Annotated in this window: 15 protein-coding genes; 4 read left to right on the top strand and 11 right to left on the bottom strand. The window is 49.4% G+C overall.

Annotation, left to right across the window (positions count from 1 at the left end):
* Nucleotides 1–7 precede the first annotated feature (7 nt).
* The 3 genes from tsaE to queD all read left to right on the top strand — a co-directional run bounded on the left by tsaE (nucleotide 8) and on the right by queD (nucleotide 2641).
* Nucleotides 8–586 carry a tRNA (adenosine(37)-N6)-threonylcarbamoyltransferase complex ATPase subunit type 1 TsaE gene (gene tsaE / locus AB1611_01775; protein MEW6378315.1) on the top strand — a complete coding sequence of 193 codons (579 nt, stop codon included), beginning with the start codon at nucleotides 8–10 and terminating at the stop codon, nucleotides 584–586.
* Nucleotides 587–633: 47 nt separating this feature from the next.
* Nucleotides 634–1704 carry a flavodoxin-dependent (E)-4-hydroxy-3-methylbut-2-enyl-diphosphate synthase gene (ispG, locus tag AB1611_01770; protein MEW6378314.1) on the top strand — a complete coding sequence of 357 codons (1071 nt, stop codon included), beginning with the start codon at nucleotides 634–636 and terminating at the stop codon, nucleotides 1702–1704.
* A 553-nt stretch (nucleotides 1705–2257) separates the two neighbouring features.
* Complete coding sequence (gene queD / locus AB1611_01765; protein MEW6378313.1) at nucleotides 2258–2641, top strand: 6-carboxytetrahydropterin synthase QueD; 384 nt, start codon at nucleotides 2258–2260, stop codon at nucleotides 2639–2641.
* A gap of 134 nt (nucleotides 2642–2775) precedes the next feature.
* On the opposite strand, the gene AB1611_01760 is transcribed toward queD, so the two are convergent.
* The 3 genes from AB1611_01760 to AB1611_01750 all read right to left on the bottom strand — a co-directional run bounded on the left by AB1611_01760 (nucleotide 2776) and on the right by AB1611_01750 (nucleotide 6736).
* Entirely contained in the window at nucleotides 2776–4665 is a 1890-nt protein-coding gene (locus tag AB1611_01760; protein MEW6378312.1) for a LysM peptidoglycan-binding domain-containing protein, read from the bottom strand.
* 419 nt (nucleotides 4666–5084) lie between these two features.
* Nucleotides 5085–5585: a hypothetical protein gene (locus tag AB1611_01755; protein MEW6378311.1), complete on the bottom strand. Its 501-nt coding sequence runs from the start codon at nucleotides 5583–5585 to the stop codon at nucleotides 5085–5087.
* The gene (locus AB1611_01750) at nucleotides 5582–6736 is read right to left on the bottom strand and encodes an AAA family ATPase (GenBank protein MEW6378310.1); all 1155 of its coding nucleotides are present in this window, start codon (nucleotides 6734–6736) and stop codon (nucleotides 5582–5584) included. Before AB1611_01750 ends, AB1611_01755 begins: the two co-directional genes overlap by 4 nt.
* Nucleotides 6737–6962: 226 nt before the next feature.
* Between AB1611_01750 and efp the strand changes: the two genes are divergently transcribed.
* Nucleotides 6963–7535 (top strand): elongation factor P, encoded by a 573-nt coding sequence (gene efp / locus AB1611_01745; protein ID MEW6378309.1) that lies wholly within the window; start codon nucleotides 6963–6965, stop codon nucleotides 7533–7535.
* Nucleotides 7536–7562: 27 nt separating this feature from the next.
* Here efp and AB1611_01740 read toward each other — a convergent pair whose 3' ends face one another.
* From AB1611_01740 to AB1611_01705, 8 genes are all read right to left on the bottom strand, one after another.
* Nucleotides 7563–7772 (bottom strand): HEPN domain-containing protein, encoded by a 210-nt coding sequence (locus tag AB1611_01740; GenBank protein ID MEW6378308.1) that lies wholly within the window; start codon nucleotides 7770–7772, stop codon nucleotides 7563–7565.
* 4 nt (nucleotides 7773–7776) lie between these two features.
* Entirely contained in the window at nucleotides 7777–7986 is a 210-nt protein-coding gene (locus tag AB1611_01735) for a HEPN domain-containing protein (protein MEW6378307.1), read from the bottom strand.
* Nucleotides 7952–8329, bottom strand: a complete 378-nt coding sequence (locus tag AB1611_01730) for a nucleotidyltransferase domain-containing protein (GenBank protein MEW6378306.1) — start codon at nucleotides 8327–8329, stop codon at nucleotides 7952–7954. The genes AB1611_01735 and AB1611_01730 overlap by 35 nt, the downstream gene beginning before the upstream one ends.
* A 451-nt stretch (nucleotides 8330–8780) precedes the next feature.
* A complete protein-coding gene (locus AB1611_01725) occupies nucleotides 8781–9257 on the bottom strand; it encodes a ribonuclease H-like domain-containing protein (GenBank protein MEW6378305.1) in 477 nt (158 codons plus the stop codon).
* A gap of 303 nt (nucleotides 9258–9560) precedes the next feature.
* Nucleotides 9561–9947 (bottom strand): 8-oxo-dGTP diphosphatase MutT, encoded by a 387-nt coding sequence (gene mutT / locus AB1611_01720; GenBank protein MEW6378304.1) that lies wholly within the window; start codon nucleotides 9945–9947, stop codon nucleotides 9561–9563.
* 70 nt (nucleotides 9948–10017) lie between these two features.
* Entirely contained in the window at nucleotides 10018–10791 is a 774-nt protein-coding gene (locus tag AB1611_01715; GenBank protein ID MEW6378303.1) for a TIGR00266 family protein, read from the bottom strand.
* Nucleotides 10792–11166: 375 nt separating this feature from the next.
* Complete coding sequence (locus tag AB1611_01710; GenBank protein MEW6378302.1) at nucleotides 11167–13710, bottom strand: sigma 54-interacting transcriptional regulator; 2544 nt, start codon at nucleotides 13708–13710, stop codon at nucleotides 11167–11169.
* Nucleotides 13707–14489, bottom strand: coding sequence for an HIRAN domain-containing protein (locus AB1611_01705; GenBank protein MEW6378301.1), 783 nt, complete (start codon nucleotides 14487–14489; stop codon nucleotides 13707–13709). The genes AB1611_01710 and AB1611_01705 overlap by 4 nt, the downstream gene beginning before the upstream one ends.
* Nucleotides 14490–14531: the final 42 nt, after the last annotated feature.

The raw sequence follows: 14531 nt of genomic DNA, 5'->3' as shown, positions 1-14531 counted from the left end.
ATTATTGATGAACAGGGAAGATCGGAAAATCAGGAGATTAATCATATTCACCTTAAGCCCGCAGGAAACCCATGACCTGGGAAAAGTGCTGGGTGAATTACTGGGTGAATCCTCATCCCGCGGCCAGCTCGTTGCCCTGTCCGGCAATCTGGGAGCAGGCAAAACCTGCCTGGTCCAGGGCATCCTGCGGGGCCTGAAGGTGCAGGACCGCTACCTGACCAGTCCTACCTTTACCCTCATCAACGAGTACGGGGGGACCGTTCCAGTCTATCACTTCGATGTCTACCGCCTCGCAAGCCCGCAAGAGCTGGAGGAGCTCGGCTACGAGGAATATTTTTTCGGCCAGGGAGTCACCCTGGTGGAATGGGCGGAGAAAATCGAAGATCTTCTGCCCGAAGACCACCTTACGGTGGTTCTGGAGTATCTTGGAACTGACAGCCGCCGGTTACTTTTTATTGCACGGGGGGAAGATTCAGAGAAACTTCTAGGGCGATTTCGGCATCGGCTCTTTTCGAGGAAATACAAAGGACAACACAGAGACACAGAGGCACAGAGAAACACAGAGAAAAGCACAGGAGACGAGTGAGAATGTGGAGAAATGAATAGGCAAAACAAACAAAAGGTACATAAACCATGAACATACAGCGAAAGACGACCAGGTCCATCTGGCTGCGGGAGGTGAAAATCGGTGATGGTGCCCCCATCTCGGTTCAATCCATGACCAAAACCGACACCCGGAACCGTGAGGCTACGGTGGACCAGATCAGGCGGCTGGCTCAGGCTGGCTGCGAAATCATCCGGGTAGCCGTGCCCGACCGGGATGCTGCACGGCAGATTCCCTACATCGTTCAGCACAGCCCGATTCCGGTCATTGCCGATGTCCACTTCGATTACCGGCTGGCTATCATGGCTATGGAAGGCGGCGTCGAGGGGCTTCGCATCAATCCGGGCAATATCGGATCACGCACCCATTTACAGGAGCTGATCCGGGTGGCCCTCGACCGCGGTACCGTTATCCGCGTCGGAGTCAATGCCGGGTCGCTGGAAAAGGACCTGTATCAGAAATACGGCGGAGCACCAGCCGAAGCTATGGTGGAAAGTGCCCGGCGGAAAGTCGAACTTCTTGAGGAGATGGGATTTTCCCGGATCAAAATATCCTTGAAATCCTCTTCGGTACCGGACACGATTGAAGCATACCGGCTGATCGCCAAAGAAATGGATTATCCTCTCCATCTTGGCATTACCGAGACCGGAGATGCCTTCTGCGGCGGAATCAAATCCGCTGTCGGATTGGGAATTTTGCTCGCTGAAGGGATCGGGGATACGATGCGGGTGTCTCTGACCGCGGATCCCGTTTTTGAGGTGCGGGCAGGCTATGAAATCCTGCGCGCTCTGGGGATCCGTCAGCGCGGGCCGGAAATTATTTCCTGCCCTGCCTGCGGCCGCTGTGAAATCGATATCCAGAAGCTGGCCGCAGAGGTCCGGGAGCGAATCGGCCACCTTTCGCAAACTCTGAAGGTGGCCATTATGGGCTGTGTGGTAAATGGCCCCGGAGAGGCAAAAGAAGCCGATGTCGGAATTGCCGGAGGCCGGCAGATCGGGGTCGTTTTCCGAAACGGTAAAATTGTCGATAAACGCAGTGAGGCAGAACTGCTTCCAGCCCTGATTGCCCAGATCGAAGAGATGACCGGGATGAAGCTGTGATATACTATAAACGGCTTAGACCGAATGGCACTTACATAAGCCAAGCTTATAATATAGAGAGGACACAAAGCACACAGGGAAAAAAATATCTCCCGCAGAGACGCAGAGACGCAGAGAACAACCAATCCGGCAAGGTCCTGATGAAAGTCGGGATATATCGATGTGTCAACGGCCTGGAAGCAAGCAAAAAGTAAAAAGGCACAAGGAGGAACTTGTTTTACTTTTACTTTTCAATGATATCCTCTGCGTCTCAGCGTCTCTGCGGGAGAATTACTAATTCTTATGTAAGTGCCATTCTCCCTAGACCTGTTGGTGCCCGCAAGATTGGAGGGTCAAAGAGAATGTCGGGTAAAGCATCGCCGAGAGGCGTACCGTTAGCCTTGGAGGGATAGCCATGTGCCCATGAGGGGCGAGGGTTGGGGTGAAGGATTTATTATGGTGCATAGCGCTCAGCTAATGACATTTTAAAATAAAATAGCTCAAAACGAAAGATGCACATTCGGCAATATTCAAAATAGGAAGCAATTGAATCACCAACCGGATGGAGGAGAGCATGTATAAACTCATGGTCAGTGCAAGCTTTGCAGCAGCCCATCAGTTGCGGGGCTACAGGGGAAAATGCGAATCACTGCACGGGCATAACTGGAGGGTTCAGCTCTATGTCACCGCGGAACAGGTCAACGAGGTGGGGCTGGCCCTGGATTTTAAGCATCTGAAAAAGTGTCTGCACGATATCCTGCAGACCCTTGATCACACAAACTTAAATACCCTGCCTCCCTTCGAGGAGCATAATCCTTCCTCGGAAAACATTGCCAAATATATATTCGAGCAGGCCAGCGAGGAGCTCCAGGGATCATCGGCTCGGGTATCTTCGGTTCGGGTATGGGAGTCAGACAGCGCTTATGCGCAGTATTTTGAGGATGCCAAAAGGCACTGATGAAAAGAAGCTATCAGTCTTCAGTTATCAGTAAAGATAATTGTCCATTTCCCTTTTATCAATGAGGAAGGTGAAAATAACCATCACCCCCACCCAGCCTCCCCCTTCAAGGGGGGAGGAGAGCAGTGAAGCCACTAATCAATCTTAACCAGGACACGCTGACCAGGGCGAATGGTGCTCCTGGAAGAAAGCTTATTGAGCTTTAAAAATTCAGCCAAATCCAGATTATGGTTTTTGGCTATCTTTGCTGGGTAGTCTCCTTTTTTAACCAAGTAGACCTGGTATCGACTGACATCAGCCTTCTTCTTCCCTTTCTGAGCAGGAGAGGAATTATTTTGAGAGAGTACCTTGTCAGGCTTGAGTGGAATGCGAAGCTGCTGGCCAGCCTTAAGCCGCTTGGTGCTCTTGATGCGGTTAGCTGCCGCAATTGCTTTGACCGTGGTCCCGTACTTCCGGGCTAATTTATTGAGGGTGTCTCCCTTCCTCAGCCGGACGGTAATTGCCTCAGGTGCGGGCTTTGGTTTAGTTTTTGCCAGAGTATTCTTGGCTTTTTGCTTGATTCGCTCAATCTGCGTATCTTCAGGTTCCGGCGGAGGGGTTTCAGGAATCGACTCCAGGCAGGCGAGGACTTGTTCTCTGGTATTCAGGGGAATCTTCAACCGGTACTCGTAGTCTGGCGTTATCTGATAGCGGAGCTCAGGGTTCAGGTCAGTCAATAATTTTTCGCCGATCCCCAGTTTCTCGGCCAGGCCTTTCAGGGGGATCTGCCGCTTTACGGTGATTGTTTCGTATTCAAGGGGGGGAAGTGGCGGGTCTAAATCGATACCGAACCGGTTAGGATCTTCGATGATCTGAATGGCAGCCAGGAACCGGGGAACATAGCGGGCGGTTTCCTGGGGGAGGCGATCATAAAGGTCCCAGAAGTTATCCAGGTAATTAATATGTTGATTGCGGATTACCCGCATGACCGTCCCTTCTCCGCAGTTATAAGCGGCCAGGACCGTAGTCCAGTCGCCAAACATCTGATGCAGTTGCCTGAGATATTCAATGGCCGCCCGGGTTGATTTTTGCGGATCCATTCTCTCATCGACCCATTTATCCCTCTTGAGGCCGAACTTGCAGCCGGTTGAAGGAATGAATTGCCATAAACCCAGAGCACGGGCCCGGGAGAAGGCTTTTTCTTTAAAGTAGCTTTCAATAAGCGGCAGCCAGGAAAGCTTGGTTGGAAGACCGGCATCACTCAGTTCCTTGACAATCATGGGGCGATAGAGCCCGGAGCGGCTGAAAGCCTCCAGAAAGTGTTCTCTCTCGATTCCCAGAAAGGAATTGACTTCTCTTTTTACATGCTCGTTCATGGCCAGGGGGATTTCACGGTGTGTCCCATTGACCACATTTTGCCGGGAGGCGTATATCTCCACCGTCCGTTTGGAAATCAGAAACCGGATATCATCCTTTTGCTGCAACAGGTCAGCATCATTATCAGGATCAACGGACGTCAGCAACTCATAGGCACTATCCAGACTCTCCATAGCCCCGTCCGAATTGCCTCCCTCCCACTGCTTCTGAGCTTCCTGACAGAGCTGAAGAGCAGCATCCAGCTTCTCCTGCGGGGAGCTTTCCTCGACATCCTCTTCCAGGGGTGTTTCGTCACCATTTTCTGACTCCGCATCCTGATAATCCTCTGAAGAATCGATTTCTTCTTGAGCTTCAGCTTGATCGTCCGGGTTGATATCCGTTGCCTGGAGATCAGACTCCCGCACATCCGGGGGCTGAAAAGCGGTCGAGCTTTTTATTTGTTTTTCAGCCAGGGCATGATTCTCCTCCTGACTGCGTGAGGGAGAAAATTTTTTTTGAGAATGATTTTCCTTATTTTCTTCGAAAAATTCTTCGCCCTGGGAAGTGTCAGCTTCCTGAGAGGAATGGTTTCCCGCTGTCGGCAGCAATGCCTGGGAACATCCGATTATAGCCGTACACAGGAAAGGAATAAGGCAGGTGAGCACAACATAATTCAACTTCACTTTCATAAGAAATGAATCTCCTCTTACTATCGTCCATATTAAATCATTTCAAGTATTATTCGAGATGAAGTCTGTTTCTCGTGGAGTATAAAATGTACTGGCAAAGAGCAGAGTTGCACAGGGCATAAAAAAGTAACCCTACTATAAATGATTTCGTCCTGAGAATCAATCCACTTGGGAATTTTCTTCACTTGACCGGCATGATTACGCAAAAATTTTTTTCTGCGACCTTAAGGGCACGGTAATGGGAAAGAAAAATTCACCTCATGCAGTATAAAATAGCAATTGTCATGCCACTGAAGAAGACAGGATGAATTTTACTGGTTTAGTTGAAATTGAGCAATGGCGTTTACTGTACGGTACAGACTGGGTGAGTGATGCATGGCTATCCAATGGTCCCAGGATTTTTGGACAAATGAGATTAGTCACCCATTGTAATTTCGACCCTGTTTTGCGGTACTTCCGGGTAATGGAACGATATCCGAACGCAAAGCCCGATATCGCGACTTTCTTGCGAGGCTAATCAAGCACTGTTTTGGGTCCGGAATCGTATCAGGATCACCCGGCACCAGCGATTCCTGTATGCCAAGGAATTGAGCTAACCCGGTGCGGTCGGCCAGAAGCCATGATTCAACCTCCCTTACTGCCACTCGAAACAGCAGGTCAGGATGTCTGGGAACCGTCAGCCATTCCTGAATGAGTGCAATCGGGCAATCTGCCCTGTCAAGGTCTGTGAGCACCAAAAAAGGTTTCCCTTTGGCGGCAGAGTTAAATCCTTCTATTTTTTGCTTCAAATAGCCAAAGCCACCCCTCTGGTGGCAGGTACCAACCTGCCAATGCCGTCCTGATTGATCAATGACTTTTCGTAAAACCGCCTCGCTGAGTGAATCTTCGACGGCAATGTCGATGGAGATGGGTACTGTCATTTAAAAAGCTCCAGTTGAATTATTCCCCGGGGTACTGTTCGAGGCAGGGCTGCCTCGGCTATGCTCAATCCTCCTTCAAGCAGGTCCTTTATCTCCTGAATAGAGGATGCCTCTTCAACCTTTGTGCCTTCCGGGTCAGGAGTTAAGAGAAGAACCTCTTCACCGCCTATGCCCTTGTCCGAAAGCAGATCAGCGCTGTGAGTACTGAGAATAATCTGCCTTTTTTTTGCCCTGTGCAGTTTAGCCATCAGGCCGGGCAGTTTGCTGACAATACCGGAGTTTAACGATAGCTCCGGTTCCTCAAGCAGCAATAATGAATCTCCCTCAAGAAGTGACCAAAGCATGCCGATCAGTCGCAAGGTACCATCGGAGAAAAGATCTTCACGCTGCTTGGCCCCCTTGGGCCTCCAATGTTCATAAATTGCCTCAAGATGCGGGATGCCGAGCTCATCTTTTTGAAAGGTAAGCTGCTTTAGTTGTGGAACTGCAACGCGGAGAGCCTCCTCAATCTTCTTTAAACGTGAAGTACGGGATTTGGAAGGCATTAAGGCAACACGTTCCAAAAAACTCCGGCCAAAGGGGTCTCCTGAAATGCCAGGCCCTGAGAAAGCTTCAGGGTGGCGGAGCAGTTGAGGCACAAGATGCAGATAGAGAACGGATTCAAAGAATTCAGCGATGCCTCTAAAGCACTTATTAGCATTAATTTGCTCCAGGTGTGTCTGAGTCAGCCGCACCTTGTCTTTTCTATCCTGATTATCCGGGCGGATGAGCAAGTCGCCTTCCTGCCGCTCCCATACCCGCTCGTAGGCCAGAATTGGCTGGCGGTAGCCACTGGTTTCCTGGGTAATCCCAATGCCGTACTTCCAAAGTGGCCCCTTACCGGCAGCTTCAGCCAGGTGGATTTCAATTTCAATATTCGGGAATCTCCGAGCAGCCAGGCAGCGTATCTTAGATATTCCACCCCGGTCCTTGACTGCCTTCTGCAAACCTCCTCCCTGCCTGGTAGCAATATCTCGCAGAAAGCGGAACACATCGAGCAGGTTCGATTTGCCCGATGCATTCGGGCCAACCAAAAAAACCCGATCGCCCAATTGGACGTCTACTGATTGGAAGTTACGCCAATTCTTGAGGATAAGGCGAGAGACAATCATAATTCGATCTCCATAAGCTTCAGGCTAGAATCCAGTAACATTAATAGGCCCTTGGATAACCTAATGCTCGTAGAATACCATACTTTGCAGGTCAAACGGAAACAAATTTATTGGCGACAACCAACCTCTTGACGGAAGGTCAGGATACCAGTATACTCCGAAGAAAAAACTCTGTAAATTTACGATTACCAAGGGTAGCCACATGATATAAGGAGGAGAAAGAAGGATGGCGGGTGTAATAGTGGTAAATGACCTGAAGCGAGGTGAAATTTTCCAGATAGATGATGCTCCCTTTGAAGTCCTTGATCTGGCTTTTCAGACCCCTTCGGCACGCGGGGCAAATATGTTTGTCAAGGTCAAGTGCAGGAATTTACTCACCGGGCAGGTATTCGACAAATCCTTCCGGGGGGGTGACAAGGTAGAGCAGCCCGATTTCGAGCGACGAAGCGGCCAGTTTCTCTATGCCGACGGGAGAGATTTTGTCTTTATGGATAAGGAAACCTATGATCAGGTGAGCCTGTCGGAGGAAACTATCGGGGACCGGAAACTGTTTCTGATGGATGGCCTGGATGTTATCCTGCATATCTATAAGGGGAATGTGGTCAATGTCGATCTCCCCCAGGTTGTGGAGCAAACCATCGTCGAATGCGATCCGGTGATCAAGGGAGCGACGGCTCAAGCCCAGAGCAAAACGGCCCGGACCGAGACCGGCCTGACGCTCCAGGTGCCAAGTTATATGAAAGAAGGGGAAAGGATCAAGATTGATACCCGGGATGTACGCTATATTTCACGGGCTTAACCCCGCAGGTGTTGAGTTGAGCCAGGTTCATTTTTGCATTTTATCTGCCATATACTCCCTGGCCATATTCACAACCTGCTCAGCAACTGCAAAAGCTTTTTCTGCTTCACTCCGTAAGGGTTCAAACCAATCTCCTGGATAACGGATCTCTACTGCATACTCCGACAATTCAGCCAGTGACTCTCGGCAACCTTCCAAAGCTGGCAATGAGGGGATTACCATATCTATGAGCCTCATCAGGTCATGAATCTTGGGGAAAGCAATCTGATGAAAAGTCAGTATAGCCCTTTAATGCTTTTTCCACAGCCTGCTGGGCATGAAAGCAGGGAGTATCGGTCGGGCCATCCGGCAGTGCAAGGGTTTGTCTGGCCGTGATCAGGTCGTGATCTGCCTTTTTCAGCCATTGCAGGGCCAACTCACGGTTTCGATCTCTCATTGTTTGGTCTTTCATACACAACCTTTCCCGTTTCGAATACCTCGGTAATAATGTGGTTAGCTACCCCATTCCAGTATTCCGCCTCCTGCGGCGTATAAACCAGGATATCCATGGCGCAGGGAGTCGGACGAAAAAGCCGCCGAATCGGGACAGCCCGTTTGTGTCGCGGCAGGTCACTCTCCATAATGACCAAAAGATCAAGATCACTGTCTGGTGTTGGATGCCCTGATGCATATGAGCCAAAGAGAATAATTTTCTGGGGGGAGAAGCTCTCAGCGATAGCCCGGATAACAGCAGAAATCGTTTCCGAAGGAATCAATGCCCCTGTTCTTTGCTCTTTAATAGCTGTAGCCTTCATTTCTTGCCTTGCGAAATAGATGTCATATACCGATACTCGGTAATCTGGTTATCGGCATTAAATATCTGTTATTCGCTACCGGACACTTTTGAGGTAACAACCGCAAATGAACGCGAATGAACGCGAACTGAACAAAGAGGACTCAATAATGAATGCAAATCAAAAGAATTTATTAGCGTCTATTCGTGTGCATTCGCGGTTGATTACAGGAATTGAAAAAAGTGTCCGGTAACGAAACCTGTTAAAACATTTGTTATCTTTAAATTATAATGTAATATGCTGACTTAAGCAATGATCAAGCTCAACATTCTCTCCTCTGAGTCTGGCGCACTCTTTCCGCTGACGCTCCATCGTCTCCCATAAATCAAAAAAGAGCGCTTATATTCTCTATCGCTCAAACCCATGCTTCCATACCTGCTCATCTTACAAAGGATTAAAGAAATGGAAAGGTTCACTCTTTGAGCCTCTCGTAAACCAGTTCCATTAACCCCTTGAGGTTTCTTGTATCCTCAAGATTATATTTTATGAGCCTTTCCAGTGCTCTTTGATTACCCTTTCTGTGATATTCAAACCAAAGCCTCACAGCCTCAAGACCATCTATATTTCCAATCTCAATCGGGCGAAAGATGCCAAGCGTTTGCTCAATTGCTTTTAAGCCTCCTGAATAGCCAAGCCGCTTTAAAGGGTACATGAGATCAATATTGATCTGGTCCAGTCGCGCGTTGAGGGATTGTTTGATAAATGGTATATCAAACCGCGCCCCATTAAAGGTGACTATCATTTTGTATCGTTCTATTTCATCAGTAAACGCCTGAAGATTGTCTCCCTGAACGAAGGTTTTCGCTTGTTCTCCATCGTACAAACCTATGACGGTTATGGAGCCCTCCCAGGGGGATAAACCTGTGGTTTCAATGTCCAGGTAGGCCACATGACCTTTAAATTCATCGAATAACCGCCACTTTTCCTTATTGGGGAAGCAATCCTCAAAAAAACGGTAATCTCGAGAGGAAAGAGCCTCTTTGGAGAGGAGCGGGTATTTCGAAATTGCCTCTCTTTTCTGAATCCCAAAGCCGCTCCCATGCCGGTTATCCAAAAAGTCATCCCAGGTCATGAGACCCTTTGTCCACAGATTTCTTTCAGTTATTTCTCCAATGCCAGGAATATGAATAAAGGAATTTTGCAGTATAATCGCCTATCCTTGAAATCATACCGCTCAATATCCATCCGCACCCTATGGGCAACCCTGCACCAATTTCTTAACGATAGGAATATCCGCATCGGCAAAATCATAAGCTTCAAGTTCGCGTGGCCATACCCATCGTATTTCTTCATGTTCATGCACGGTAAACTCTCCGGAGAGATGCTCTGCCCGGTAAGCCAATAACTCGATGGAGATGTGGCTGTACACAAATCTGCTTGAGCAGATAAAGTCTCCGATCCTCGTCTCAATGCCAAACTCTTCGAACAGCTCTCTTCTCAGGCATTGCTCCGGAGTTTCTCCCCGCTCTAATTTGCCTCCAGGAAATTCCCACTTATTTTCCAGGTGGTCCCCTTTCCTCCTTCGAGCAATCAGGAGCTTACCACCTTTTTCAATAACCGCGGCAGTAACTACCTGCATATTAATCCTTCTTTAAGTAGGAGCGTTAGAGAGCGGCGACAGCCTCTTTTTACTCCTTATTGCCAGGACGCTAAAAAGAGCGGTCTCCTCCCAGGATTCCACCCAACACACCACCACCAATACCGGCAATGCCTTTTCGCTCATCTCTTTGCTGAAAGCGGGAGGCTGCATAAATGCGATCCGCAAGGCGTGAAAAGGGAAGGCTTTGCAGGTAAACGAGCCCTGGGCCGGTCATCCTGGCCAGGAATATCCCTTCCCCGCCAAAAAGAGCGTTCTTGAATCCTCCAACAAATTGGATATCGTAATCCACCGAGGGGGAAAAGGCTACCAGACAGCCGGTATCTACCCGCAGTACCTCGTTCTCTCGAAGCTCCCGTCTGATAATCGTTCCTCCTGCATGAGCAAAAGCCATGCCGTCACCTTCGAGCCGCTGCAGGATAAACCCCTCGCCGCCAAAGAGCCCTGCACCGATCTTTTTGGTAAAAGCAATTTCAATTTCAATCCCCTGGGCTGCACACAGGAAAGCGTCTTTCTGGCAAATGAATTTGCCTCCCAGTTTATCCAATTCGAGAGGGATTATTTTCCCCGGATAGGGAGCACCAAAGGCAACGTGTGCCTTGCCTCTCCCACTGTTCAGGAAGCTGGTGATAAAAAAACTCTCTCCGGTGATCATCCGTTTGAGTCCTTTAAATACGCCGCCACCGGTAGAGGTCTGCATCTCAATTCCTTCGTCCATATACATCATGGCCCCTGCTTCAGCTCTCACTCCCTCAGCAGGATCTAATTCAATCTCGACAAGCTGCATATCATCGCCGTAAATTGTATAGTCAATACTGTCAGACATGCTCAAAAAGCCTCCCTTCTTTTTATCTTGAATGGCGTTTAAATCGAATGGCACTTACATAAGAATTAGTAATTCTCCCGCAGAGACGCTGAGACGCAGAGGATGTCATTGAAAAGTAAGAGTAAAATAAGTTCCTCCTTGTGCCTTTTTACTTTTTGCTTGCTTCCAGGCCGTTGACACATCGGCATATCCCGACTTTCATCAGGGCCTTGTCGGATTGGTTGTTCTCTGCGCCTCTGCGTCTCTGCGGGAGATCGTTTTTCCCTGTGCGCTTTGTGTTCTCTCTATAATTATAAGCTTGGCTTATGTAAGTGACATTCCGTTTAAATCTGGAAGCCTGCAAGCGATTCGCTTCTCAAGCCTGCATAGTTTTATCTACCGAAAAACCATCAGATGAAATACCATAGCTGCATAAAGACTCATCAAAAAAGCATGCCCCAGCCAGAAACACCATTGCGCCTCGAAGGTTTTCTTCTGCCGTCGATGCTGGTAGATCTGCCACAGGCAAAACCAGGAAAATAACAATCCCGAAATCAGAGCCATTGTCTGGAGCGGTTGAACAATTGGCCCCTGGATTATTCCACCAGCCCTTGACCGGATGAGGTATTGGAAATATTCTCCGCCGGGAACAAACTGCATCTGGTGGGCAAGGTGAGCTGCCAGGGCCAGGGGAACATAGGCATACGAGGTATGCCAGAAGCGAAGCCAATTGAGGGATTTTGTTCCGGGAGAACTGAGCAGGCCGGGAATATACAGTATTGCGGCTACAATAACCGGGAGCAGGAAATGGGCCAGGGTGTAGAGCGCTTTCACCCTTCCCCCCTGCAGAGTAATGTTCCTGGCTTCAAGGTAAATGACCGGCACAAGGGATCCAAGCAGGGCACAGACAAAGAATGACATTTTGTCACGAACCTGATTGGAAAGCCATATTTCACGCCCCGGCAGACGAAGGTTCAGGGATGCCGAATGGTTGGGGCAGTTTCTGATGCACTGCAAACATAATTTGCAATTCTGATTGTTATCAACAAAGAGCAGGTGCTGAAAGAGAGGACAGCCGGGGTTTTCCGGGGTCCCGTTATAGCACTCGGCCCCCTTGCACTGGTTTGCGCAGAGCGTGGTATCAGAGCGCAGCTCAATAATGGAGCTCATGGAGCAGACCCCGATCAGCCCGCCCATAGGGCACAAGTATCGACACCAGCTCTCCCGCCGGAAAATGACCGCACTGACCATAGCCAGAGACAGCATGGTGACCATCAGCCAACCCGTGGCCCTGGGTGAGGAGCGCATGTGGGTGATCTCTTCAGCCCAGAGAATGGTCAGAAAGGCCAGGGTTACCAGAAGGGCATCATGGTCCCGGATAAATGCGGGAACAGGAAGCTGATACTGCTTGAGCTTTTGAAACTTGCGGCCAAAAGCCGCATAGGCGCAGATAGAGCACCAGGTGCGGCCAACCCAGAAAAATGACAGGAACATCATCGGCCACCAGACCCGCCAGACCAGAAAAGCGGCAGGGTTGCGTGCTGCGCTCGCCGGTCCCAGAAAGCAGAGAAGAATCAGGAGCATAAAGAAGGTTGCAGTTGCATACTGAAGCTTGTCCGGATAGATCTTATTCATCACCCATCGGCCAAAGGGCTTGATTTTCAAAAGGTTAAAATACCAGCTATCCGGCCTGACAGCCGGAGCCCCAAGGAAAAGATGTCGCGGCCAGATTTTATCATCGCTCGGCAGCGCAACGGCACGCTCGATGATCTGTTCGAGCTCCTTGATATTGCCAAGCTTATAATCATGCTTCAGGAGTGCCTGCATGGCTTCCGGCGTAGCGCCGGTAACGTTTTTATTGACCAGTCTGGCATATTTTTTGATAAAGTAATCGACCAGCTTGGGGATAGCGTTCTTGCGCTCTCGCAAGGGGGGCAACTGGATATGATTGGCGCTCAAAAGCCCGTAGAGCCTGGAATCAAATTCCCCCGCTGCGGCCTTTTCACGTAAGTTCGCGCGGGTGCTGGCTATGAGCCGAAAGTCAGCCTTCCGGACCTGCGTTGACCCAAGCCGGGTGTAAGACCCGGTTTCAACTACTTCCCGGATCCGCTGCTGGACCTCAAGAGAAAGCTGATCGATATTTTTCAGGAACAGGGTTCCGCCCTCAGCCAGCTCAAGATACCCAAAGGCATGCTCCGAAAGGTGAAACGGCTGGCCATGCTCCCGGCCAAAGAGACTTTCTTCCCGGTTTTCCTCCTCCATCAGTGCACCGCAGTCCACCAGGATAAAGGCTTTCCTCCATCGCGCCGTTTTGGCATGAATCTGGCGGGCCAAAAGTTGCTTGCCGGACCCGTATTCACCCTCGATCAGGACAGGCGAAGAATTACTGGCCGCCCGCCTGATACCTTCAAGCACCGGCCGCATGGCGCGGCTTCTGGCAATAAAAATGGCTTCGGTGTACGGTTTGTACTCTTCGGAAAGGAGGTCGATCATGGCCTCCTTGTATTCCTTTTCCTCAAGGAGCAGGTTGGTTCTGTGAAGGCGCTGGGTAAAGGTCCAGACGAAGTGACGGCTCAATTCAGGATGGGCGGTCAGAAACTGATAAAAATGCTCCCTGGTGAGGACATAGACCTCCGTATCCTCACGGGCAACGACGTTGCAGGAGCTGTCCTCCTCCACCAGCAGTGCCCGCTCGCCAAAGTAATCACCAGGGCCTATGGAGGCCAGATGAATCCGGGAGCCATCCTCCTCATCAACGAAAAGCTCCACCAGTCCAGATGCAACGATATAGAAATACTGAGTCTCCCTGCTCCCCTGACGGATGATCACATCACCCGCCTGAAATTTTTTGAGGGTAAAGAAGCTCTTCAGTTGATTCCGTGCCTCTTCCGGCAGGGACTGGAATAGATCTGTCTGAGGTAGAGGTTTTTCTGAGATCATGGTTTGATGTCGATGCCTTTGGCCTTTGCCGGTTTTTGTATGTCTTCTCTGTCTATGATGGGCTGAAAGATTTCATCCGCAAAAGGGACAAATTTACTTGGCCAGGATGTGCTCAACTTACAGAGCAGCTTAAATTGTAATGGTGAGTTTACATTAACCTTAACAACGGTAACTTCCACATTTTCTGCGCCGTTAATATCAATCAGCCTCCCGAAATCCCGGGTAAAAAATCTTGGACAGTAACCTGCGATTTCCCGGGTGTCACCGGTTCTCAAGGTAAGTGCATAAGGGGCAAATTCGTTTTGAATATCTCTCATTACATAGAGCTTCGTTCCCTGACTGAGCTGATTAACCTTTTCAATATAGCCAGGTGCCAAGTGACTGATCCCATGAGCGAAAAATATGACTTCATACTTTCCATTTCTCTCTTCGGGAATCGGAAACAATTGGAGGGAATCAGTGGCTCTGATTCCTCCTGTCCTGGCGAGCTCTTCGAAAGGGGAAATTGTATCTTTTTCCAGGCTGAGCCAATTTAGGTAGTCATTATATTCCGGCCTCGATTTCGAGAGCAGCCTATTCTGAAAAATCGGAAACAACTCTTCTGACTCGTATGAACTGGCTAAATCAGTCATCAGGTTAAATGGCACGAAGTCTTTTGCTTGTTTTGCGCCAATGGTATATTGGAAGATGTATCGAGTACCCTTATACTGCAATCTTCCGACAGGCACCCATCCACGATTATGCGGGTTTTGCCAGGCTAAGATAAGTACGGTAGTCATGTCCATTTTTATGACCTTGTTTTTGAGTCTAATAAGCGCTTT

It is taken from the genome of bacterium, from assembly GCA_040755755.1.
GTDB lineage: Bacteria > SZUA-182 > SZUA-182 > DTGQ01 > DTGQ01 > DTGQ01.
Note: the sequence above shows the minus strand (reverse complement) of the source record. Positions and strands in the feature narration are given on the sequence as shown.

What these genes read in the sequence shown, in the direction of transcription:
- tsaE (MEW6378315.1), top strand. Translation starts at nt 8, where the DNA reads ATGAACAGGGAAGATCGGAAAATCAGGAGATTAATCATATTCACCTTA.
- ispG (MEW6378314.1), top strand. Translation starts at nt 634, where the DNA reads ATGAACATACAGCGAAAGACGACCAGGTCCATCTGGCTGCGGGAGGTG.
- queD (MEW6378313.1), top strand. Translation starts at nt 2,258, where the DNA reads ATGTATAAACTCATGGTCAGTGCAAGCTTTGCAGCAGCCCATCAGTTG.
- AB1611_01760 (MEW6378312.1), bottom strand. Translation starts at nt 4,665, where the DNA reads ATGAAAGTGAAGTTGAATTATGTTGTGCTCACCTGCCTTATTCCTTTC.
- AB1611_01755 (MEW6378311.1), bottom strand. Translation starts at nt 5,585, where the DNA reads ATGACAGTACCCATCTCCATCGACATTGCCGTCGAAGATTCACTCAGC.
- AB1611_01750 (MEW6378310.1), bottom strand. Translation starts at nt 6,736, where the DNA reads ATGATTGTCTCTCGCCTTATCCTCAAGAATTGGCGTAACTTCCAATCA.
- efp (MEW6378309.1), top strand. Translation starts at nt 6,963, where the DNA reads ATGGCGGGTGTAATAGTGGTAAATGACCTGAAGCGAGGTGAAATTTTC.
- AB1611_01740 (MEW6378308.1), bottom strand. Translation starts at nt 7,772, where the DNA reads ATGAGGCTCATAGATATGGTAATCCCCTCATTGCCAGCTTTGGAAGGT.
- AB1611_01735 (MEW6378307.1), bottom strand. Translation starts at nt 7,986, where the DNA reads ATGAAAGACCAAACAATGAGAGATCGAAACCGTGAGTTGGCCCTGCAA.
- AB1611_01730 (MEW6378306.1), bottom strand. Translation starts at nt 8,329, where the DNA reads ATGAAGGCTACAGCTATTAAAGAGCAAAGAACAGGGGCATTGATTCCT.
- mutT (MEW6378304.1), bottom strand. Translation starts at nt 9,947, where the DNA reads ATGCAGGTAGTTACTGCCGCGGTTATTGAAAAAGGTGGTAAGCTCCTG.
- AB1611_01715 (MEW6378303.1), bottom strand. Translation starts at nt 10,791, where the DNA reads ATGTCTGACAGTATTGACTATACAATTTACGGCGATGATATGCAGCTT.
- AB1611_01710 (MEW6378302.1), bottom strand. Translation starts at nt 13,710, where the DNA reads ATGATCTCAGAAAAACCTCTACCTCAGACAGATCTATTCCAGTCCCTG.
- AB1611_01705 (MEW6378301.1), bottom strand. Translation starts at nt 14,489, where the DNA reads ATGACTACCGTACTTATCTTAGCCTGGCAAAACCCGCATAATCGTGGA.